The sequence below is a fragment of the Embleya sp. NPDC056575 genome (genome assembly GCF_042793325.1).
GTDB lineage: Bacteria > Actinomycetota > Actinomycetes > Streptomycetales > Streptomycetaceae > Embleya.
Map to the genome: position 1 here is coordinate 1 of NZ_JBHTVA010000008.1, position 22546 is coordinate 22546.

General features: G+C 71.0%; 17 protein-coding genes. 5 read left to right on the forward strand and 12 right to left on the reverse strand.

From position 1 onward, the window contains the following. Positions 1 to 33: 33 nt before the first annotated feature. From ACFRCG_RS07945 to ACFRCG_RS07960, 4 genes are all read right to left on the reverse strand, one after another. Positions 34 to 831: a peptidase gene (locus tag ACFRCG_RS07945; RefSeq protein WP_380029927.1), complete on the reverse strand. Its 798-nt coding sequence runs from the start codon at positions 829 to 831 to the stop codon at positions 34 to 36. Further along, complete coding sequence (locus ACFRCG_RS07950) at positions 828 to 2102, reverse strand: VWA domain-containing protein (RefSeq protein WP_379996898.1); 1275 nt, start codon at positions 2100 to 2102, stop codon at positions 828 to 830. The genes ACFRCG_RS07945 and ACFRCG_RS07950 overlap by 4 nt, the downstream gene beginning before the upstream one ends. Positions 2103 to 2169: 67 nt before the next feature. Next, positions 2170 to 4362 carry an ArnT family glycosyltransferase gene (locus ACFRCG_RS07955; RefSeq protein ID WP_380029928.1) on the reverse strand — a complete coding sequence of 731 codons (2193 nt, stop codon included), beginning with the start codon at positions 4360 to 4362 and terminating at the stop codon, positions 2170 to 2172. Further along, a complete protein-coding gene (locus ACFRCG_RS07960; protein ID WP_380029929.1) occupies positions 4359 to 5666 on the reverse strand; it encodes a glycosyltransferase in 1308 nt (435 codons plus the stop codon). The genes ACFRCG_RS07955 and ACFRCG_RS07960 overlap by 4 nt, the downstream gene beginning before the upstream one ends. Positions 5667 to 5881: 215 nt before the next feature. On the opposite strand from ACFRCG_RS07960, the gene ACFRCG_RS07965 reads away from it, so the two are divergent. Next, positions 5882 to 6778, forward strand: coding sequence for an alpha/beta fold hydrolase (locus ACFRCG_RS07965; RefSeq protein WP_380029930.1), 897 nt, complete (start codon positions 5882 to 5884; stop codon positions 6776 to 6778). 75 nt (positions 6779 to 6853) lie between these two features. On the opposite strand, the gene ACFRCG_RS07970 is transcribed toward ACFRCG_RS07965, so the two are convergent. The 3 genes from ACFRCG_RS07970 to ACFRCG_RS07980 all read right to left on the reverse strand — a co-directional run bounded on the left by ACFRCG_RS07970 (position 6854) and on the right by ACFRCG_RS07980 (position 9759). Continuing rightward, the gene (locus tag ACFRCG_RS07970; RefSeq protein ID WP_380029931.1) at positions 6854 to 8275 is read right to left on the reverse strand and encodes a selenium-binding protein SBP56-related protein; all 1422 of its coding nucleotides are present in this window, start codon (positions 8273 to 8275) and stop codon (positions 6854 to 6856) included. A gap of 63 nt (positions 8276 to 8338) precedes the next feature. After that, positions 8339 to 8848: a hypothetical protein gene (locus tag ACFRCG_RS07975; RefSeq protein WP_380029932.1), complete on the reverse strand. Its 510-nt coding sequence runs from the start codon at positions 8846 to 8848 to the stop codon at positions 8339 to 8341. 119 nt (positions 8849 to 8967) lie between these two features. Then, the gene (locus tag ACFRCG_RS07980; RefSeq protein ID WP_380029933.1) at positions 8968 to 9759 is read right to left on the reverse strand and encodes a dioxygenase; all 792 of its coding nucleotides are present in this window, start codon (positions 9757 to 9759) and stop codon (positions 8968 to 8970) included. A 125-nt stretch (positions 9760 to 9884) separates the two neighbouring features. Between ACFRCG_RS07980 and hrpA the strand changes: the two genes are divergently transcribed. Next, complete coding sequence (hrpA, locus tag ACFRCG_RS07985; protein WP_380029934.1) at positions 9885 to 13838, forward strand: ATP-dependent RNA helicase HrpA; 3954 nt, start codon at positions 9885 to 9887, stop codon at positions 13836 to 13838. Positions 13839 to 13912: 74 nt separating this feature from the next. On the opposite strand, the gene ACFRCG_RS07990 is transcribed toward hrpA, so the two are convergent. From ACFRCG_RS07990 to ACFRCG_RS08010, 5 genes are all read right to left on the reverse strand, one after another. Then, on the reverse strand, positions 13913 to 14203 hold the full coding sequence (locus ACFRCG_RS07990) for a YiaA/YiaB family inner membrane protein (RefSeq protein WP_078974632.1): 291 nt from the start codon (positions 14201 to 14203) through the stop codon (positions 13913 to 13915). A gap of 167 nt (positions 14204 to 14370) precedes the next feature. After that, entirely contained in the window at positions 14371 to 16788 is a 2418-nt protein-coding gene (gene lon / locus ACFRCG_RS07995; RefSeq protein WP_380029935.1) for an endopeptidase La, read from the reverse strand. A gap of 179 nt (positions 16789 to 16967) precedes the next feature. Further along, positions 16968 to 17288: a hypothetical protein gene (locus ACFRCG_RS08000; RefSeq protein ID WP_380029936.1), complete on the reverse strand. Its 321-nt coding sequence runs from the start codon at positions 17286 to 17288 to the stop codon at positions 16968 to 16970. 344 nt (positions 17289 to 17632) lie between these two features. Beyond that, complete coding sequence (locus ACFRCG_RS08005) at positions 17633 to 18241, reverse strand: dihydrofolate reductase family protein (RefSeq protein ID WP_380029937.1); 609 nt, start codon at positions 18239 to 18241, stop codon at positions 17633 to 17635. 119 nt (positions 18242 to 18360) lie between these two features. Further along, positions 18361 to 18714 (reverse strand): hypothetical protein, encoded by a 354-nt coding sequence (locus tag ACFRCG_RS08010; RefSeq protein WP_380029938.1) that lies wholly within the window; start codon positions 18712 to 18714, stop codon positions 18361 to 18363. A 185-nt stretch (positions 18715 to 18899) separates the two neighbouring features. On the opposite strand from ACFRCG_RS08010, the gene ACFRCG_RS08015 reads away from it, so the two are divergent. From ACFRCG_RS08015 to ACFRCG_RS08025, 3 genes are all read left to right on the forward strand, one after another. Then, complete coding sequence (locus ACFRCG_RS08015) at positions 18900 to 20129, forward strand: MFS transporter (RefSeq protein ID WP_380029939.1); 1230 nt, start codon at positions 18900 to 18902, stop codon at positions 20127 to 20129. Between the two features lie 140 nt (positions 20130 to 20269). After that, positions 20270 to 20893 carry an NADPH-dependent FMN reductase gene (locus ACFRCG_RS08020; protein WP_380029940.1) on the forward strand — a complete coding sequence of 208 codons (624 nt, stop codon included), beginning with the start codon at positions 20270 to 20272 and terminating at the stop codon, positions 20891 to 20893. Between the two features lie 62 nt (positions 20894 to 20955). Next, positions 20956 to 22470 carry a DHA2 family efflux MFS transporter permease subunit gene (locus tag ACFRCG_RS08025; RefSeq protein ID WP_380029941.1) on the forward strand — a complete coding sequence of 505 codons (1515 nt, stop codon included), beginning with the start codon at positions 20956 to 20958 and terminating at the stop codon, positions 22468 to 22470. Positions 22471 to 22546: the final 76 nt, after the last annotated feature.

Sequence of the window (22546 nt, forward strand, 5' to 3'; positions counted from 1 at the left end):
GGGGCGGTTCGCCACGCGGTAACACGGCCGGGATCAGCTGAACCAGTGCCGCTTCTTCCGGGTGAGCTGGTAGCCCAGGATCCCGAACACGACCGCGACGAACGTCGCCATCGCCGTCCAGAACCACCGCGCGTTCGGCCCGTCCATCCAGTCCCACTGGTACCAGTGGTCCTCTTCCTGGTCCCACGCGACCGACCGGGTGTCCGCGGTCTGCCCGCTCTTGAGCACCGCGCCGGCCTTGGTGATCGGCACCAGCGGATCGGCCAGCTTGCGGTCCGAGGTCGGCACCTGGTCGTCGCCGTCCTTGGTGTCCACCCGCACCGCCACCTTGACCGCGGCGCCCGCGTCCAGGTCGGGCACGTCCATCGCGGCGATCCGGACGAAGTACATCCCGGGCAGCGGGTCGGTCGACCACGGCTCGGCCCAGTCGCGCACCACCCTCGGCACGCACGTGAGCGCGAGCTTGGTGTCGGCCTTCTGCGCGGTGGCGACCTGCTTGCCCTCGACGCACGGCTGGCGCCGACGCAGGCCGTCGTATATCTCGATCCGGTAGGTCACCGGGCCGGAGCGGGCGTTGCCCGACGCCAGGTCGAGATCGACCTTGGCGTGGATCTCCTTGCCCGCCTTGGCCGGGAACTGCCAGTACAGGTACTCGCCCTCGGACGCCGACCAGCGCGCGTCCTCACCCAACTTGAGCGTGCCCGCGGCCAGGAACGTCGTCCCCGGCGGCACGTCCTGATCGGCCGCCGCCGCGCCCGCGAACAACGTCACCCCGACGAACGCCGCGGCGACCGCCGCGAGTGCCCGCCTCATCGTACGGATCGCCGTCATGACATCGCCTTCCCGAGAGCCTTGAACGCCCGGCGCAGCCAGCCCGCCAACAGGCCCGAGATCAGGCCGAATCCGGCGAGCACACCCAGGAACACCCAACCGCGGCCCAGACCGTGCACATTCGCCGCCTTGCTGTCGGTGGCCTTGACCAGGTCCACCGTCAACTCCAGCGGCAGACCGGGCTTGGTGGCCACGTTCGGCTGCGCGGCGAACGCGTTGGTGACGACCAGACAGACCGTCTTCGTCTTCGCGTGGTCCTTGTCCGTCTTGTACGGGTAGCGGAACCCGGCGGACTGCACGTCCGTACGGCCGTTGCCCGCACCGGCGTTGCCGACCAGCTCGCGGCCGTCCTCGCCGAACGCGGTGACCGTCACGTCGTAGTCGCGCGCCACCTTGCGGTCGGCGCCGACCGTCGCGGTGGTCCGCAACTCCTGGTTCGGCTTGACCGGGACCTTGTACCAGAGGTGTTGGCCGAACTCCTCGCGGTCGCTGTACACCCCGGGGCCGAGCAGCGGGGCGTCCTGGCAGCCGTTCGGGCTGCCCTTGACCGGAGCGGGCGTCTCGTCCACCTCGCGCACCGCGCGCTTGACGATCTGCTGGACCTTCTGCGACAGCTCGTCGGCGTTCAGCACCGAGGTGTACGTACCGCCGGTGGCCTCGGCGATGCAGGACAGCTGCCGGCGGGTGTTCTCGTCGGGCACCAGACCGAGGGTGTCCACCACGAGGTTGAGGCCGGAGGCGGCCAACTCGCGGGCCACGTCGCACGGGTCGGGCGGCGCGCAGGTCTCCTCGCCGTCGGTGATCAACACGATGCGCCGGGTACCGGTGCCGGTGCCCAGGTCCTTGGCGGCCTCGCGCAGCGACAGCGCGATCGGCGTCCAGCCGGTCGGCTGCAGCTTGGCGATCTCGTTCTTGATCACGACCTTGTTGGGTCTGCCGACGGGGGCCAACTGCTGGGTGTCGACACACCCCTTGGCCTTGTCGTTGCCCGGGTAGGTCGCACCCAGCACCCGGACGCCGAAGTCGGCCGGTTCCGGAACGCCGTCCACGACCTCGTTGAAGGCCTTCTTCGCCGCGTCGATGCGGGTCATCCCGCCGGCGTCGTTGGCCTTCATCGAGCCGCTCACGTCGAGGATCAACTCGACCTTCGGTGGCGGCGCGGTCGAATTCGTCTCGTCGGCCATCGCGGACGGCGCGGAACCGCCCACGACAGCCAAGGTCGTCAGCAGGCCGATCAACCCGGCCCCGACCTTTCGCATCTTGATCGTCACGGGGAGGGATCCTACGGATCATCCGGGCCCGCCGTTTGCCGCACGCGACAGGTCGATTGACAACCCGTCAGGCGGTTGGTGACGATTCGTCGGTAACATTCCTTTCCGGCGCGGTCAGGTCGTAGAGCGTGACGCCGTCGACGGTGGTCGCGGTGAACGTGCGCTCGACCCAGGTCGCGATCTCCTGCGCGGTGTTGCTGCCGCCCATGCCGCGCATCCCGCCGAGCCCACCGCCGATGAAGTAGTGGATCCGGCCGTTTCGCACCAGCTTGCGGAATTCGTCCAGGGTCGGCGACGGGTCACTGCCGTTGAAGCCGCCGATCGGCATCACCGGGTCGCCGGTGGCCAGTTGATAGCCGGAGGCGCTGTTCGAGCCGACGGAGGCGGCCACCCAGGTGTAGCGGCCGGCGTCCCGCTTCAGCGTCGCGACGACCTCCTTGCCCGGTGTGCTGCCGTTGAGCAGGCCGCCCATGCCGCCGCCGCCCGCGCCGCCGCCGGGTCGGCGTGCCGTGCCCCCGCCGTCCTGCGGGGTGGTGCCGTCGCCCGCGCCCGGGCGTTGCCCCCGGGTACGACCGGTGCCGTCCGGAGCACCGGGGAACACCTGCGCCCCGGCCCCGGGTTGCCCGCCGGGCACCCGACCACCCGGCACCTGCCCCGGCACCTGACCGGGCGGCACACCCGGAAAGCCCCGTGGCCCACCCAAGCCCCCAGGACCGTCCGGCCCACCCGGGAACCCCCGCCCGAAGCCCGCCCCCGCCGGACCCGCACTCGGGATCGACCCGCGCTGCGCGGTGGCCACGGTGGCCCAGGTATAGCCCGCCGGCCCGGCCAGCAACGCCAGCGTGGACACCCCGGCCGCCACCGGCGCAAGCCCTCGCAACGCGGTGAGCGCGACGGCGAACACACCCAGCGCGCCGACGACTCCGCCGATCAGCACGGTGTGCCGCAACCACGGATGCCAGTCCGGCGTACGGCCCAGCAGGTGGTACGACCACCACGCGCTCGCCCCCACGGTGAGCGCCGCGACCGCCGCCGCCCGCAACACCCGGCGCCGCTCCCACAACAGCGCCGCGCCCATCGCGACCAGCGCCGCGATCGCCGGTGCGAGGGCGATCGTGTAGTAGGCGTGGAAGATGCCCGCCATATAACTGAACGTCAGCCCGGTGCCCAGCAGCCACCCGCCCCACAACACGATCGCCGCCCGAGCGGGATCGGTGCGCGGTGCCCTGCGGGTCGACCACAGGCCCACCACCAGAAGAATCAGCGCGGCGGGCAACAACCACGAGATCTGGCCGCCCATTTCGGGGTTGAACATCCGGTCCCAGCCGGTGGCTCCCCAGCCACCGCCGCCCCGGGGCCCACCGCCGCCCACGCTGCCGGTCTCGTCGCCGTTGAGCCGACCGAGTCCGTTGTAGCCCAGCGTCAGTTCGAGGATCGAGTTGTGCTGCGAGCCGCCGATGTAGGGGCGCGAGGATTCCGGCCACAGTTCCACGATCACGATCCACCACCCACCCGCGACCAGCAACGCCAGCCCCGACCAGAGCAGTTGCCGCACCCGCCGCCAAAAGCCGACCGGCGCCGAGACCAGGTACACCGCCGCGAGCACCGGCACGACCAGGAACGCCTGAAGCATCTTGGCCAGGAACCCGACCCCCACACACGCCCCGGCCAGAACCAACCAGCGGGTGGCGCCGCTCTCCTGCGCCCGCAGCAGCGCGTACGCGGCGACGGTGAGCAGCAGCACAAGCAGCGCGTCCGGGTTGTTGAACCGGAACATCAACGCCGCGACCGGCGTGAGCGCCAGCACCGCCCCGCCCAACAGGCCCGCCCAGGCCGGGAAACGGCGCCGGATCGCCAGATACAGCACGCCGACCGTGGCCACGCCCTCCAGCGCCTGCGGAATCAGGATGCTCCACGCGTTGACCCCGAAGATCCGGGCGGACAGGCCCATCACCCACAACGCCGCCGGCGTCTTGTCGACGGTGATCGAGTTGCCCGCGTCGGAGGAGCCGAAGAAGAACGCCTTCCAGCTCTCCGTGCCCGCCTGAACGGCCGCCGCGTAGAACGAGTTGGCCCATCCGGAGGCGCCCAGACCCCAGATGTAGAGCACGCCGGTGCCGACGAGCAGCACGAGCAGCGCGGGGCGCACCCACGGCGCGTCCGCCTCGCGTCCGCGCACCAGTCGCACGTACCAGGGGCGATCGACCGTGCCCCCGACCCCGGGAGCGGGGATCGGCAGCGGAACCACCACGGCGGTCATGCGTCCTCCTCACGAGACGTGCTGTCGGCCGTGCTCGCCGACGTGATGGAAATCACCGAAGCGGTGGCCGCGTTCGGGCCTGTCGCGCCGGCTGCCGCCGCGTAGGCGGGTGCATCCGACACCGTCGCGCCCGGAGGGCGTCGAAAGACCCAGACCCGCAGCAGCAGAAAGCGCACGACGGTGGCGACCACGCCGGCGCCGACAAGCACGGCCACCTCGACCCTTCGGGACGGATCCGCGACGGCGGCGTGCAATCCGGCCAGGACAGCGCTGCTCAGGCCCAGGCCCACCACGAACGCCAGGCCGCCCTGGGCCTGATGGCGCCAGGCACCGGCGCGCCCGCGTACCCCGAACGTGAAGCGCCGATTCGCCGCGGTGTTGGCGATCGTGGTGACGGTCAGCGCGAGGGCGTTCGCGGCGAGCGCACCCAGGCCGTCCCGAAACAGGACGTACAGCAACAGATGGGCCAGCGTACTGAGTACGCCGATCGCCGCGAAGCGCGGGAGCTGGGCGCGCATCCCGGTCGGCAGCCGCGCCTCGCGCACCCGGGCCGGGACCGGGACCCGAAACGTGCCGGCCGCGATCCGCCGGGCGACGCGGGCCATGCCGCGCAGATCGTCGATCGCGGTGTGCAGCACGTCGACCCGGCTGTCCGGATCGTCGACCCAGTCCACCGGCACCTCGTGGATCCGCAGCCCGTTGCGCTCGGCCAGCAGCAGGAGTTCGGTGTCGAAGAACCACTCCTCGTCCTGCACGTGCGGCAGCAGCGCCTGGGCGACCACCGTGCGGGCGGCCTTGAAGCCGCACTGGGCGTCGGAGAAGCGCGCCGCGAACACCCCGCGCAGCAGCAGGTTGTACGACCGGGAAACCACCTCCCGGCGCGGCCCGCGCACCACGTCGGCCGAGCGGGCGAGGCGGGTGCCGATCGCCAGATCGCTGTGTCCGGTGACCAACGGCGCGACCAGCGGCAGGAACGCGTCCAGGTCGGTGGACAGATCGACGTCCATGTAGGCCACCACGTCGGCGTCGGACTCGGTCCAGACCTTGCGCAGCGCCCGGCCTCGCCCCTTGCGGTCCAGGTGGACCACGCGTACGTGCGGCAGTTCGCGCGCCAAGTCGCACGCCACCGCATGGGTGCGGTCGGTGCTGGCGTTGTCCGCGACGATGATCCGGAAGGCGTACGGGAATCCGCGCAGGAGGTAGGCGTGCAGGCGCCGGATGCTCGCGGTCAGCACGTGCGCCTCGTTGTACACGGGCACCACCACGTCCACGATCCGGGTGCGCGTGGGTGTCGTCAGGCTCATGGTCGGACGATGTCGGGGCGGCCTGGGAGCCGGATGAGGCGTTTCTTAAGGTGCGATGAGAAACGCGCGACGGCGAGCGCGTGGCGGGCCGGGCCCGGATGTGGCCGAGGGGGGACTGGCGCGGGACGGGCATGGGATGCGAATCTCGCGTACCGAGACGCCTATGCTGCCGATCGGAAGACCGGCACAGCGCGACACAGCGATCCGGAGGTCGGATGAACACCTCGGCGGGCAGATCAGTCGGCGCGGACTCCCCGCAACCGTTCGTGGAGGCGGCCGAGATCACGGCCGGCGGCTGGGTCTTCAACGCCCGCGTGGCCGGACCGGCGGCCGGCCGGCCGGTGTTGTTCCTGCACGGCTTCCCGCAGACCTCCGCCTCCTGGACGGCGCAACTCCTGGGCCTGGCCCGGGCCGGCCACCGGGCGATCGCCTTCGACCAGCGCGGCTACTCGCCCGGCGCCCGGCCGCCACAGGAATCGGCCTACGGGCGAGACGAGTTGGTCGGCGACGTGCTGGCCGTGCTGGACACCCTCGGCCTGGACCGGGTGGACCTGGTCGGGCACGACTGGGGCGGCGCGCTGGCCTGGCAGGTCGCGGGGCTGGCACCGGAGCGGTTGCACACGCTGACGGTGGTCTCCACGCCGCATCCGGTCGCGCTGGCCTCGGCGGTCCGGGACGAGGCGTCGGGCCAGTGGGAACAGTCCTCGTACATCCGGCTGTTCCGCACGCGCGGCGCGGCGGAGGAGAAGTTGCTCGCCGACGACGCGGCCTACCTGCGCGAGGTCTTCGCCTCGCTGCCCGGCGAGGTCGCCGAACGCTACCTCGCCGTACTGCGCGAACCGGGCGCGCTCACCGGCGCGTTGAACTGGTACCGGGCGATCGACCCGAAGGTCCTGCGCGACATCGGCGACATCGACATTCCGACCCTGTACGTCTGGAGCGACCGCGATCCGGCCTTCGGCCGCGCCGCCGCCGAGGCCACCGCCGACTCGGTCGTCGGCCCGTACCGCTTCGAGGTGCTCGCGGACGTGGACCACTGGGTCCCGGAGAACGGCGCGCAGGCCCTGACCGGGCTGCTCCTCGAGCACTTGGCGGCGTTCCCGGCGCGGTGAGGCGGCCGTGCGCGTTCCGGGGCAGGCGCCACGAACAGCGCCCGCCCACCCGCGCCGGGTGGGCGGGACGCGGGTTCAGGACCGGGGATCCGACGGGTGGCAGTAGGAATCGGACGAGGCGTCGCCGCCCTGGAGCCGGGTCTGGTGCACCCGCCGGCCGCGGAACTCCTCGCCGTGCGGGAAGAAGCGCTCGTCGAGCGACAGACCGCCGTGCGCGGTGTCGGCGTCGAGCTTGACCAGCCACGGCTCGACGCCGTCCGGGTAGAACTGGTCGTCCCACGAGCCGTACAGCGAGTTGGTCAGATAGACCCGCCGTCCGTCCCGGCTGATCTCGACCATCTGCGGCCCGCCGGTGAGCGGGACCTCGGGCGCCCGGGGGTGCGGCGCGCGGCCGGCGATGCCGCCGAGCCGGACGGACGCGGTGCGCCGGGGATGGAACGGGTCGGTGACGTCGTATTGGATCAACTCACCGGTCCCCCAGGCCGATATGTACAACCAGCGGTCGTCCACGGACAGGTTGATGTCGGTGATCAGCGGTGGCACGGCGCCGAACGGCCGAATCACCGGCGGGAGTCGGTCCGGCTCGGCGGCTTCGGCCGGGATCGTGATCACCTTCCGGACGGTGAACTCGTCGCCGTCCCGGTGCCACAACCACACCGACGCCGACAGATCCGTCACGTCCACCACGACACCGACGAATCCCCAGGTCGCCTGCGGGTCGTGGGCCGGCCGCAACTCCAGCACCATCTGGTGTTGATCGCCCAGGTCCAGCCGCTGAAGATGCCGCCCGGAGTCCAGTTCCCAAAAGTGCAACGCATGGCCGTAGCGCCGGCCGAGCAGCAGTTCGGCGTCGACACCGTTCTCGATCATCGAGGGGGTGCCCCACTCGCTGGTGATCGCGACGTTGTGGTTCAGGTGCCACCACACGTCGTACGCCAAGTGTTGCGGGCCGCGATCGCTCTCCCAGGCCCGCCGCACCTCGAACGTGTCGTGGTCGAGCAGGGCGACACCGCCGGGGCCGTCGGCTCCGCCCGCGCCGCCCAGGCAGGACAGGAAGACCCCGCCGGGACCACAATGCAGCGTATGCGGGCGCGAATAGCCCGCCCGCTCGGCGAGTTCCTTGGCCTCGATGGTCTTCAGCAGGGTCGGGCGGGTCGGATCGGGCCGGGTGTCGAACACGTGCAGGCGCGAGGACCGCAGCCCGGGCGCGAGCAGGTAGCGCCGTTCGGGATGCTCGTGGCAGGCGTGCGCGAGTGCGCTGGAGCAGGCGTTCCAGCCGAAGTGGTGCAGTTCGTCGCCTGTCCCGCTCACCTCGACCAGGCTCAACACCCGGCCATAGGACGGGGAATTCGGGTCGGTGTCGACGGTGAACAACGCGTCGGGGCGCTGTTCGGTGCGATCGAAGCCGACGATGTAGGCGAGTTTCTCCGGCGGTGCGGCGATCGCGTCCGCCGGTGTGCGGTAGAGAGTGGGGTCACCGTGCTCGGTCTCGGTCATGCCTCTCCTTCGTTCATACGTCGAAGATGGACACGCAATTCCTCGGCGGGGGCGGACTCTTTCTCACTCCTCCCACAGTCCCGCCACCGTCAGGCCCGGGTCGATGTCGGCGAGCGCGCTGGTCGGGTCGAGGGTGGGCAGCACGCGGTGCGTCGCGGCGGCGTGCGCGTAGACGAGCAGCAGGTCTTCGGCGGTCCAGCGGACCGAGGGCCAGACGGCGTCGCGGCCGGGGCACAACCGGGTCAGGCGGGTGTGGAACTCGTCGAGTTCGGCCGGGTTGGTGAAGCTTCGGGCGGCCTCGATCGCATCCCGGTCGGTGCGCAGGAGGGCGTGTGTGGGGACCACGGGGACGCGCATCACCGCGTCGGGATCGCCGTCCGACATGCCCATGCCGCGCGCGATGCGGTGCAGCGCCGAGGCCATCAACAGCGCGACCAGCAACCCGCTGTCCTCGCGCACTCCCCCGGAGGGGAAGAACCTCGCGTCCCAGAAGTGTTGTTCGGCGTTCAGGTGCTCGCGCACGAGCATGCAGCCCACGCCCACGCAGCTTTGCGGCAGGGTTCTGGCAGCCATGCCGCTACGGTACGGCTCCGGTGGCGCACCGTGGCGCGGTTTCGGTTATTTACGATAATGGCCTCTTTGTGACGACGGCACGCCGTACGACCATCACCCTCGGGCCGCTCCCGCCCGGCTCAGCCCAGCTGGATCGATCGTTTCGACAACCCGAACCAGAAACCGTCGATCACCTGGCGCAGCGTGTCCAGGTCCTCGTGCCCGGCGCCGAGCGAGACGAACAGCGGGGCCAGGTGCTCGGTGCGCGGGTGGGCCAGGCGCGCGGCCGGCGCCTTGTGCGCGAAGTCGAGCAGCGCGTCCAGGTCACCCGCGCGAAACGCCTCGTCACCCCAGTGGTCGAACTCGGCGGACCATCCGGGCACCGGCGCCTCGGCCCGGGGGTCCAGGCCGCGCAGGTTGTGCGTGAAGAAGCCGCTGCCGACGATCAGCACCCCCTCGTCGCGCAGCTCCGCGAGCCGGCGACCGACCCGGTACAGCTCCACGGGGTCGAGCGTGGGCAGTGACATCTGCAGGACGGGCACGTCGGCGTCGGGATACATCTCCACCAGCGGCACATAGGCGCCGTGGTCGAGGCCGCGCTCGGGCGCGTCCCGCACGTCCGGCCCGAGCAGCGCCCGCACCCGCGCCGCCAGCGCGGGTGCGCCGGGGGCCGGGTAGGCGACCCGGTAGTAGTGCTCGGGGAAGCCGCCGAAGTCGTACACGAGCGGGACGGTGCGCGTGGCGCCCAGCGCGATCGGGGCGTCCTCCCAGTGCGCGGACACCATCAGCACGGCCGTGGGCCGGGGCAGGTCGGCGGCCCACGCGGCCAGCTGGCCGGTCCACAACGCGTCGTCCGCGAGCGGCGGCGCCCCGTGACCGAGATAGACGACGGGCATGCGCGGCGCGGCGGGCCGCGACGAGGTGGTCTCCATACGATCAGGATACCAAGTAGTTCTATGTTCAACAATTGACCCGACAGAGGGAACGGCGCTCAAACGCCGTCGGGAGTAATCCACTGGCCGTCGCCCCCGGGGTGCCACTTATCCTTGACCCCGTAATGGGAACGCCAGTAGCCACATCTCAGCTCGCCGACCTCCAGGCGCGCCTGCCCCACCTGATGCTTCGGGATCAGGACCGTCTGCGCCGTCGCCTGGACCGGACCCGCAAGACTCGCAAGGGCCCGCAACGGGTCGCCGAGACCGAGAGCCTGATCGCCGCGTTCGACGCCGCCGAGACGCGGGTCGCGAACCGGCGTGCCGCCGTGCCCACGATCGGCTACCCCGAGGCGCTGCCGGTCAGCCGGAAGAAGGACGACATCCTCGCCGCGATCCGCGACCACCAGGTCGTGATCGTGGCGGGCGAGACCGGCTCGGGCAAGACCACCCAGATCCCGAAGATCTGTCTGGAGCTGGGCCGGGGCGTCCAGGGCCTGATCGGCCACACCCAGCCGCGCCGGATCGCCGCCCGCACCGTCGGCGACCGCATCGCCGAGGAGCTGGGCGGACAACTCGGCGACGTGGTCGGCTACAAGGTCCGCTTCAACGACCAGGCCGGCGACAACACCCTGGTCAAGCTGATGACCGACGGCATCCTGCTCGCCGAGGTGCAAAACGACCGGCTGCTGCGCCAATACGACACGCTGATCATCGACGAGGCGCACGAGCGCAGCCTCAACATCGACTTCCTGCTCGGCTACCTCAAACAGCTGCTGCCGCGCCGCCCCGACCTCAAGGTGATCATCACCTCGGCGACGATCGACCCCGAGCGCTTCTCGCAGCACTTCGACGACGCGCCGATCATCGAGGTCTCCGGCCGTACCTACCCGGTCGAGGTGCGCTATCGCCCGCTGGTCGCGGAGGTCGACGAGGACGAGGACGACGAGGAGGGCGGCGGCAGGCGCCGACCCGACGACCGTGACCAGGTCCAGGCGATCAGCGACGCGGTCGACGAGCTGCTCGGCGAGGCATCCGGCGACATCCTGATCTTCCTCAGCGGCGAGCGGGAGATCCGGGACACCGCCGAGGCGCTGAACAAGCGGCAGCTGCGCAACACCGAGGTGCTGCCCCTGTACGCCCGGCTGTCCGCGGCCGAGCAGCATCGGGTCTTCCAGCAGCACACCGGCCGGCGGATCGTGCTCGCGACCAACGTCGCGGAGACCTCGCTGACCGTGCCGGGCATCAAGTACGTGATCGACCCGGGCACCGCGCGCATCTCCCGCTACAGCCTGCGCACCAAGGTGCAGCGGTTGCCGATCGAGGCCGTCTCGCAGGCCTCGGCCAATCAGCGCAAGGGCCGCAGCGGGCGCACCTCCGACGGCATCTGCATCCGGCTGTACTCCGAGAAGGACTTCGAGTCGCGGCCCGAGTTCACCGATCCGGAGATCCTGCGCACCAACCTGGCCTCGGTCATCCTGCAGATGACCGCGCTCGGCCTGGGCGACATCGCCGCGTTCCCGTTCGTGGAGCCGCCGGATCGGCGCAACATCAAGGACGGCGTACAACTGCTCCAGGAGCTGGGCGCGCTCGACCCCGACGAGCCGGACGTGCGCAAGCGGCTGACCCCGATCGGGCGCAAGTTGTCCCAGCTGCCGGTGGACCCGCGCCTGGCCCGGATGATCCTGGAGGCGGACCGCATCGGCGTGGTCGGCGAGGTGCTGATCATCGCCTCCGCGCTGTCCATCCAGGACCCGCGCGAGCGGCCCACCGAACACCAGCAGCACGCCGACCAGTTGCACGCGCGGTTCGCGGACAAGGAGTCCGACTTCCTCGCCTATCTCAACCTGTGGAACTACATCAGGGCACAGCGCGACGAGTTGTCCTCCAGCCGGTTCCGCAAGATGTGCAAGAGCGAGTTCCTGCACTATCTGCGCATACGCGAATGGCAGGACCTGCACAGCCAGTTGCGCTCCGCCGCCAAGTCGCTGGGGATCGAGGCGACCGGCGAGCCGAAGGAGCCGAACACCCAGCACATCCACACCGCGATCCTGTCCGGCCTGCTCTCGCACATCGGCCTGATGGACCCGGCCAAGCGCGAGTACGGCGGCGCGCGCGGCACCCGCTTCTCGGTCTTCCCCGGCTCGGCGCTGTTCAAGAAACCGCCGCGGTGGGTGATGGCGGCCGAACTCGTCGAGACGTCCCGGCTGTGGGCCCGCATCGCCGGGCGGATCGAGCCGGAGTGGATCGAACCGCTGGCCGGGCACCTGATCAAGCGCACCTACAGCGAGCCGCACTGGGAACAGAAGATGGCCGCGGTGATGGCCTTCGAAAAGGTCACGCTCTACGGCGTGCCGATCGTGGCCGCGCGCAAGGTCGGCTACGGCAAGGTCGATCCGGAGCTGTCGCGCGAACTGTTCATCCGGCACGCCCTGGTGGAGGGCGACTGGCGCACGCACCACAGGTTCTTCGCGGCCAACCGGCGGCTGCTCGCCGATGTCGAGGAGCTGGAACACCGGGCCCGGCGCCGGGACATCATGGTCGACGACGAGACCCTGTTCGACTTCTACGACGAGCGGGTCCCGGCCGACGTGGTCTCCGGGCGGCACTTCGACGCGTGGTGGAAGAAGGCCCATCGCACCGATCCGGACCTGCTGAGCTTCGAGAAGTCCATGCTGATCAACGCCAAGGCCGGCGGGATCACCGAGGAGGACTACCCGAACGCGTGGGTCGAGGAGGGTCTGGAGCTGGCGCTGACCTACCAGTTCGAGCCCGGCTCCAACGCCGACGGGGTGACCGCGCACATCCCGGTCGCGGTGCTCAACCAGCTCTCCGGCGAGGGCTTCGAGTGGCAGATCCCGGGGCTGCGCGAGGAGTTGGTGACCTCCTACATCCGGTCCCTGCCCAAGGGCATCCGGCGCGGCTTCGTGCCGGCGCCGGACTACGCGCGGGCGATCCTGGGCCGGCTCACCCCGCGCAGGGGCTCCCTGGTGGACGGCCTGGAGCGGGAGTTGAGCCGGATGGCCGGGATGCCGGTCAAGCGGGAGGGCTGGGACCTCACGAAGGTGCCCGAGCATCTGCGGATGACCTTCCGGGTGCTCGACGACGACCGGCGCGTGCTCGCCGAGGGCAAGGACCTGGAGGCGCTGAAGCTGAAGCTGCGCGAGCGCATGCGGGCGGCGGTGTCCGAGGCGGCGAGCACGCTGGACATCGAGCGCGCCGGCGTCACCACGTGGGACCTGGGCGAGTTGCCGCGCGTGGTCGAGCAGCGACGCGGGCCGCTGGTGGTCAAGGCGTATCCGGCGCTGGTCGACGAGGGCGGCTCGGTGGCGGTGCGGCTGTTCGACAGCGAGCCGGAGCAGCTGCGCGCGATGCGGGACGGGACGCGGCGCCTGGTGTTGCTCAACGTGCAGTCGCCGGTCAAGCAGATCCAGGGCCGGCTGCCCAACATGGCCAAGCTGACGCTCAGTCACAACCCGCACGGGGGCATCGACGCGCTCTTCGAGGACATCCTCGCGTGCGCGGCGGACATGCTGATCCGCGACGCGGGCGGGCCGGTGTGGGACGAGGCGGGCTTCGTCCGGCTGCGCGATCGGGTCAAGGCGGGGCTACCCCGGCTGACCGAGGACACGGTGGTCAAGGTCGAGCGCGTCCTGGGCGCCTCGCACGGGGTGGCCGGGCGGTTGAAGGCGACCCGCAGTCCGGCGCTGGCCCCGGCGCTGGCCGACCTGAAGGCGCAGTACACGGCGCTGGTGCACAAGGGCTTCGTGGCCGAGGCGGGGTGGCGCCGGTTGCCGGACGTGCACCGCTATCTCCAGGCGATGGAGCGCCGGTTGCAGCGGCTGGAGGCGGACCCGGTGCGCGATCGCGAGCGCATGCAGAAGGTCCATCAGATCCAGGCGGCATACCGGGACTTGATGGACCGTCAGACAAAGGGTGCACCGATTCCGGCCGAGGTGGCGGCGGTGCGCTGGCAGATCGAGGAGTTGCGGGTGAGCTATTTCGCCCAGTCGCTCGGCACCCCGCAGCCGGTGTCGGACAAGCGGATCCTGAAGACGATCGAGGAACTGGGCGGGTAGCGGCGGGCGGTGCGTCGGGGCCGGGGGCCTCGGGCACCACCGGGCCGCGTTCGGATTCGTGCTCGGATCCGCGTTCAGACCAGGTCGTTCTTGAACAGGTCGTGGTCGGTGAGCAGCTTCTCCAGGCGAGCCTGGTCGACCCGGTTGACCACGGCCTCGCTCTCCTGCCGGTCCCGGACCACCTTGGCGAGGGTGATGCTGGAGGTCACCACGTAGAGCACGCCGATGCCGAGGAAGGCCCGAATCCAGCGGTCGACCGGGAGATAGACGATCCCGATCAGAACCGCGCTCACGGACACCCCGAAGGACAGTGCGGCCTGGACGAAGAACCCTTGGGTGTTGTTGGTGCGCAGCGGCGAAGTCATGACGACAGTCTTGGGCCGGACGGGTGTCGCGCACATGAGTAGGTGTACTCAAGTGGCGCGACCCGCCTGCCGATCCCGACCGGCCCGTGGCTCGTGTGGCCCAAAGGCGCCGCGCGAGCCGCCCCTTCGGGCGGCCCGCGCGGTGGGTTGTCGGGAAATCGCCGGGGTCAGGCGGCCACGGCGTGCCGGCTGTCGGCGGGTTCGAGGGCCAGGTGCAGGACCTCGCGGACGTCGGCGACCGCGTGGACCGTGAGCCGGCTCAGGATCTCCTCGGGCACGTCGTCCAGGTCGGCCTCGTTGCGCTTGGGGATCAACACCGTGGTCACACCGGCGCGTTCCGCGGCGAGCAGCTTCTGCTTCACGCCGCCGATCGGCAACACCCGGCCGGTGAGCGAGACCTCACCGGTCATCGCCACGTCGGAGCGGACCGGCCGCCCCGTCAGCAGCGACACCAGCGCGGTGGTCATCGTGACACCGGCGCTCGGGCCGTCCTTGGGGACCGCTCCGGCCGGGACGTGGATGTGCACGCCGCGGTCCTTGAGGTCGCCCACCGGCACCTCCAGCTCCGCCCCGCGCGAGCGCAGGTAGGACAGCGCGATCTGGGCCGACTCCTTCATCACGTCGCCGAGTTGGCCGGTCAGGGTCAATCCGGTGCCGCCGGTCTCGGCGTCCGCGAGCGAGGCCTCGATGTAGAGCACGTCGCCGCCCGCGCCGGTGACCGCCAGGCCGGTGGCCACGCCCGGCACCGCCGTGCGCTGTTCGGCCTTGCTCAGCAGCGACTCCGGGGTGTGCCGGGGCCGGCCGAGGTAGTCGCGCAGGTCGCCCGCGTCCACCGTGATCGGCAGCGGGTGCGAGGCGGCGTCGAGCGCCTGCCGCGCCGCGACCTTGCGCAGCACGCGGGCGATCGAACGCTCCAGGGTGCGTACGCCCGCCTCGCGGGTGTACTCGCCCGCGAGCAGCCGCAGCGCGTCCTCGGTGAAGGACACCTCGGTGGCGTCCAGGCCCGCCTTGTCCAACTGACGCTTGATCAGGTGGTCCCGGGCGATGACGACCTTCTCGTCCTCGGTGTAGCCGTCCAGGCGCACCAGCTCCATGCGGTCGAGCAGCGGCTCGGGGATGGTCTCCAGGACGTTGGCGGTGGCCAGGAACACCACGTCGGACAGGTCGAGTTCGACCTCCAGGTAGTGGTCGCGGAAGGTGTGGTTCTGGGCCGGGTCGAGCACTTCGAGCAGGGCCGCGGTCGGGTCGCCCCGGTAGTCCGAGCCGACCTTGTCGATCTCGTCGAGCAGGACGACGGGGTTCATGGTGCCCGCCTCCTTGATCGCCCGGACGATCCGGCCCGGCAGCGCGCCGACGTAGGTGCGGCGGTGGCCGCGGATCTCGGCCTCGTCGCGAACGCCACCGAGGGCGACCCGGACGAACGAGCGGCCCATCGCGCGGGCCACCGACTCGCCGAGCGAGGTCTTGCCGACTCCGGGCGGGCCGACCAGGGCGAGCACCGCGCCGGAGCGCCGGCCGCCGACCACGCCCAGACCGCGCTCCTCGCGGCGCTTGCGGACCGCCAGGTATTCGACGATGCGCTCCTTGACGTCGTCGAGACCGGAGTGGTCCGCGTCCAGGATCGCGCGCGCCTCGGCGACGTCGTACGCGTCCTCGCCGCGCTCGTTCCAGGGAATCTCCAGGACCGTGTCCAGCCAGGTCCGGATCCAGCCGCCCTCGGGCGACGCGTCGGAGGCGTGCTCCAGCTTGTCGACCTCCTTGAGCGCGGCCTCCAGGACCTTCTCCGGCAGGTTCGCGGCCTCGACCCGCGCCCGGTAGTCCTCCTCCTCGCTGTCCGGGGTGCCGTTGAGCTCGTTCAGCTCCTTGCGCACCGCGGCCAACTGCTGCTTGAGCAGGAACTCGCGCTGCTGCTTGTCCATGCCCTCCTGGACGTCCTTGCGGATCGTCTCGGCCACGTCCAGCTCGGCGAGGTGGTCCCGGGTCCAGCCGACCACCTTGGTCAGCCGCTCCTGGACGTCGATCGTCTGGAGCACCTCGATCTTCTGCTGCAGGCTCAGGTAGGGGGCGTAGCCGGAGTTGTCCGCCAGGTCGCCGGCGTCCTCCAGAGCCTGGACGTGGTCCACCACCTGCCACGCGCCGCGCTTGCCGAGCACGGTGGTGACCAGGGCCTTGTACTCCCGGGCCAGCTCCAGGGTGCGCTCGTCGGCCTCGACGTCGGGCACCCGGGTCGCCTCGACCCACAGCGCCGCGCCGGGGCCGGTGGTACCGCTGCCGATCCGCACCCGGCCCTCGCCGCGCACCACCACGACCGACTCACCCCCGGGCAGCCGGCCGACCTGCTCGATCACACCGAGCGTGCCCACCGCCGGGTACTGCCCGTCGTCACGCGGAACAAGCAGCACCCGCGCCTTGCTCTCACTACGGACGCCGGGCCCGGTGGACCGCCCCGCGGCGGCCCGCGCGGCATCCACGGCGGCACGGGTCTCCGCGTCGTCGAGTTCGAGCGGGACCACCATGCCGGGGAGGACGACGACGTCGTCCAGCGGAAGAACCGGCAGGGTCAGGGTCCCGATGGTCTCGCTCATGTCATGCCCCTTCAGTGGCCACAGTCGAAAAACTTGCGCTGTACCGACTCAAGAAACACGAGCCCCTCTTTGTTCCCCCACCCACCCCGACCCCTGTTCGCCCTGGGCGAAGTCGTCGAAGGGCCCCGGATCGCGAGCGATCCGGGGCCCTTGTCCACAGCGCGGGGAGGATGGCGGCATCAGCCGCCGCAGTCCCACACGTAGTTGGCCGGGCCACCCGTCGAGTCCCAGCGAAAACGCTTGGTCTCACTGTCGGCAAGGTATTGGCATTCCGGGTCGGGCCAGCCCGAGACCTGGACGCTCAGGTTCATGCGACGGCCACAGTTGTTGCGGACGTCCGCCCACCGCCAGGTGGGAAACCCGACGTGGGTGTCCTGATTGACGATCACGGCGCAGTCCAACGGCTCCACGGCGGGGGCTGCGGCCGTGGCGGCGGGTGCGGCGGACACGACGACGCCGGCGGTCGCGAGCGAGAGGGCGGCGGTGGCCGTCCAGGACACAAATCGGCGAGAACGAGCAGGAAAGCGCATTTCTTTGCCTCCGGGTCGATGTATCGCTCCCACTGTGGGAGCACTCACATACCCAGAGTCCTCGCAACGGGTAGTCGCAACATCACACGCAGGCACGACTTCGCCGTACATCGATCCGCGTACGTCGTCAGCCGTACGGCCTCATACCGGCGCCGCGCCCGGACGCGGCGCGAGGCGGGCGCCGCCCGGAGCGGCTGCGAAGGGGTCCGGGGCGGGTGACGTTGACGGCGGGATACCGCCGGACCGGGGGTGGTTGTCGTCGCGTCCCGTCCCGGGGGCCGGCGGGGTTCGGCGCGGCGAAGGCGGCCCGAGGGCTACTGGTAGCTGTCGTAGGTGGGCTTGCCCTTCGGTCGGTAGATGCCGAGGACGGTGCCGCCCTTGGTCGTCGAGACACCGACCGGCTCCAGCGCGGTGGGGATCGCTCCGTCGGCGAAGAGCCGCTTTCCGGTGCCGATGATCACCGGGTGGATGGTGAGCCGGTACTCGTCGACCAGGTCGTGCCGCATGAGGGTCTGGGCGAGGTCGCCGCTGCCGACGACGTTGATGTTGCCGCCCTCGGATGCCTTCAACGCGCGGACGGCGTCGGCGGTGTCGCCCTCCAACAGCGTGGAGTTCTGCCACTCGACGCACGTCAGGGTCCGAGACGCCACGTACTTGCGCGTGCTGTTCATCCGCTCGGTGAACGGGTTGTCGGGATCGGCGGTCGGCCAGTAGGACGCGAAGATGTCGTACGTCTTGCGGCCCAGCAGCATCGCGTCGGAGTCCTCGTACCAGGCGGCGATACCCGCGCCGACCTCCTCGTCGGCCACCGGCTTCTGCCAGCCTCCGTGCTCGAAGCCGCTCTCCGCGTCCTCGTCCGGCCCACCCGGCGCCTGCATGACGCCGTCGAGCGTCAGGAACGTACAAACGATGATCTTGCGCATGGTGTGCTCCTTTGTCGTCGACGGGTAGACCCCACAACCGCCGAAAACTCATCGGCACACCGAGACCCCTGCGGCACCACCCCACGGCACCCACCTCACCCTCGGGGCGGGGCTCGGGGTCAGAGGTGGCGTCGGGCGGCTTCGAGGATGGTGTTCGCGGTGGTGTTGAACGCTATGGCCGCGCCGGGGGCGTGGACGCGGACGAGGTTGACGGTCTGTTCGAAGAGCGGGAGGAGGTCTTCCGACTTGCGGACGCCGCCGCCGATCAGGACCACGTTCCAGGCGCGCTCGGTCAGGGCGGCGACGATCGTGGGCTCGGCGGTCTCGTCGGGGCCGAACACGGTCATGGACGCGTGGATGCCGTGTTCGGCGAATCGGGCCAACTCCGCCTCCAGGGTGGCGAGTAGGGCCGCGCCGTCGATGCCGGGGACGATGTGCGGGTCGATGCCGAGAACAAGTACCGAAGAGGTCATGGGATCAACCTACGAAATGGGGTCCGGCGGCCGGAACGGCGGGCCCGCGTGGGCCGGTTGGGCTTCGGGCGGGTGACGGCGCGGCGTTGAGGGCGGGTTTCCGCCAGACCCGGGGTGGTGGGGGTGGCTGTACTGGATACGCCCCGGCTTCCGGGGCTCCCCCCACATCGCCGAAAGGGACACCCATGTCCGCCATCGCCCGAGTCGACGAACCTGCGGCCGCATCGCCCGAGCCCGGGACGGATCTCGCGCCGCCGCGGCAGTACTGGGCCGCTGTGGTGTGTTTGTTCCTCGGGATCTTCGCGATCGTGACGACCGAGATTTTGCCGATCGGGTTGTTGACGCCGATCGGGGACGACTTCGGGGTCTCGGACGGGACGGCCGGGTGGTTGATGACCGTGCCCGGGTTCCTGGCCGCGATCTGTGCGCCGCTGGTGACGGTGTCCACGGGGCGGTTGGATCGGCGGAGCATGCTCGTCGCGCTGATCGTGCTGCTCGCGGTGGCGAACCTCCTGGCCGCGCTCGCGCCGGCGTTCTGGGTGGTGCTGGTGGCGCGTGCGCTGGTCGGGGTCACCATCGGCGGCTTCTGGTCGATCGGGGCGGGCCTGGCACCCCGGCTGGTACGGCCCGAGGCGGTGGGTACGGCGACCGCCGTCATCTTCGCCGCGGTGCCGGCCGGCTCCGTACTGGGCCTGCCCGCCGGCACCCAACTCGGCGAACACCTCGGCTGGCGGGCCTCGTCCATGGTCATGGGCGCCCTCGCGCTGGCCGTGTCGATCGCGCTGCTCGTCCTGCTGCCCCCGCTGCCCGCGACGACCGTGACCCGGGCCCGGGTACTGCGCGGCCTGCTTCGCGGCGCCGACGTGCGGATCGGCCTCGCCGCCACCGCCCTCGTGGTGATCGCGCACTTCGGGGCCTACACGTACGTGACGCCCTTCCTCGAGGAGGTCACCCACGTCGACCGCGGCCGGATCGGCCTGTACCTCCTGGCCTTCGGCGTGGCCGGCATCGTCGGGAACTTCGTCGCGGGCGCGACCCTGGCCCGCCACCTGCGCGCCGGCTTCGCCTGCTGCGCCGCGCTGATCGCCGCGGCCACCGCGCTCTTCCCGGTCCTGGGCCGGTGGGACGCGGGCGCGCTCGGCCTGCTCGTGGTGTGGGGGTTGGCCTACGGGGCGGTCCCGGCCTGCTCGCAGACCTGGTTCGCCCGCTGCGCACCCGACGCCCCGGAGGCCGCGACGGTGGTGTTCACGTCGTCCTTCCAACTCACCTTCGCCGCCGGCGCCCTCCTCGGCGGCGGCGTCGTGGACGCGACGTCCCCCTCGACGGTCATGGTGTGCGCGAGCGCGGTCGCCCTGACGATGGTCGCCGTCGTCGCGTCCTTCGGCGCGCCCGGCCGCGACAGGGCTTCGAGGTAGCCGGGCAAACTGCCCCGGAACACGCCGAAAGAGTTCGGGAAAGCGGCAGTTGACTTCAAGTCGACTTGAACTTCTAACGTTTTCCTCGTCGCCCGGAGCAACCGCTTCCAAGGCGCATCCGAACTCTTCTTGGGGACGCCATGACCACGCTCACGCACACCGTCGCCGACATCGACACCACCGCCGGCACCGAAGCGTTCCGGCTCGCCGTCATCGTCGGCAGCACCCGGCAGGGCCGGTTCGCCCCGGTGGTGTCGAACTGGTTCGCCGGCGCGGCCGAGGAGCACGGCGACTTCGAGGTCGACATCATCGACCTGGCCGAGGACCGCCTGCCCGACGTATGGGCCCCGCTGAACGGCGAGCCCGCCGCCGTGGTCGCCCGGGTCGGCGCCCGACTCGCCGCCGCCGACGCGTTCGTCGTGGTCACGCCGGAGTACAACCACAGCTTCCCGGCCGGGCTGAAGAACATGATCGACCTGTTCCGGAACGAGTGGCAGGGCAAGCCCGTCGGCTTCGTGTCCTACGGCGGCATCTCCGGCGGCCTGCGCGCGGTCGAGCAGCTGCGCCTGGTCTTCGCCGAGCAGCACATGGTCACCACCCGCGACGGGCTCGCCTTCCCGATGGCGTGGGAGAAGTTCGACGCCGACGGCAAGCCGGTCGACGCGGCCGGTACCGCCGCCGCCGCCAAGGTCATGCTCGACCAGCTCGCCTGGTGGACCGAGACCACGCGGTCGATGCGCGCGCGCCGCCCGTACGGCGTCTGACCCCGAGCACCGACGCCGCGCCCGTCGCCGCGTACCCACCCGTCGAACGCCAGGAGCCCGCGATGGCAACGACCACCGCCCCGGCCGCGAACTCCCCCGCGGCCACCACCCCCACCGACACCCCGTCCCGCGGCATCGCCGCCATCGCCCTCGTGGTCGTGCTCGGCTCGATCATGTCGGTCCTGGACGTGACGGTCGTCAACGTCGCACTGAACCACCTCGCACAGGACTTCGACGCCCCGCTGGCCACGATCCAATGGGTCGCGACCGGATACACCCTCGCCCTGGCCACGGTCATCCCGATGGCCGCGTGGGCGATGGGCCGCTTCGGCACCAAACGGCTGTACATGTTCTCGATCGGCACCTTCGCCGCCGGATCGGTCCTGGCCGGCCTGGCCTGGTCGGCCGAATCGCTGATCGTCTTCCGGGTGCTGCAGGGGCTCGGCGGCGGCCTGATCATGCCGGTCGGGATGACCATCCTGGCCCGCGCCTCGGACCCGAGCCGGATGGGCCGCACGATGGCCATCCTGGGCATCCCGGTCCTGATCGGCCCGCTGGTCGGCCCGATCCTGGGCGGATGGCTCGTGGACGACGTCTCGTGGCGCTGGATCTTCTTCATCAACGTACCGATCGGCGCGATCGCCCTGGGCCTGGCCGCCAAGGTCTTCCCGCGCGACACCGCGCAACAGACCAGGCCGCTGGACGTGCCCGGACTGCTGATGCTCTCCCCCGGCCTTGCCCTGCTCATCTACGGGCTGGCCACCGGCGGCGAGAAGGGCGACTTCGGCGCCGCCGGGGCGCTGGTGCCGGCCGTGCTCGGTGCGCTCCTGGTGATCGGCTTCGTGGCCCGGGCGTTGCGGGTCGAGAACGCGCTGATCGATCTGCGACTGTTTCGCAGTCGGCCGTTCGTGGCCGCCGCGGGCACCATGTTCCTGTTCGTCTGCGCGTACTTCGGCTCGATGATGCTGGCTCCGCTGTACTACCAGCTGGTGCGCGGGGAGAGCGCCACCGCCTCCGGGATGCTGGGCGCGCCGCAGGCGCTGGCGACGGCGCTGTCCATGCAGGTGGCCAGTCGGCTCAGCGACCGGATCGCGCCGGGGCGGATCGTGTTGATCGGGATCGTGGTCGCCGCCTCCGGGTTCCTCGCGTTCACCACGCAGGTGGCGGCGGATACGCCCTACTGGGTGCTGATGGCGTGCATGTCGGTGACGGGTGTCGGGGTGGGCATGACGCTGATGCCGACCACCGCCTCGGCGCTGCGCACGATGTCGCACGAGCAGGTCGCGGTCGCGGGGACGACGTTGACGATCATCCAGCAGGTGTCGGCGGCGATCGGTGGGGCGTTGATGTCGGTGCTGTTGGCCGGGTCGATGCGCGATGGCCTGCCGGCCGGGCAGGGAGCCGGCGGGTTGGGCGAGTTGCACACGTTGTCGCCGGACGTGGTGGCGGCGATCGGGCCGGCGTTGGCCGACGCGTTCCAGGGGACGTACTGGTGGGCCGTGACGTTGACGGGGCTGGCGTTCCTGCCGGCGCTGTTGATGAGCCGCCGTCGGCCCACGGGGCCGGTGGGCGAGTAGGCCGGGGCCGGGGCGGCCGTCCTCGAACGCCGGACGGGCCGGATGTTCGCAAACGCCGGACGGGCCGTGGATGGCC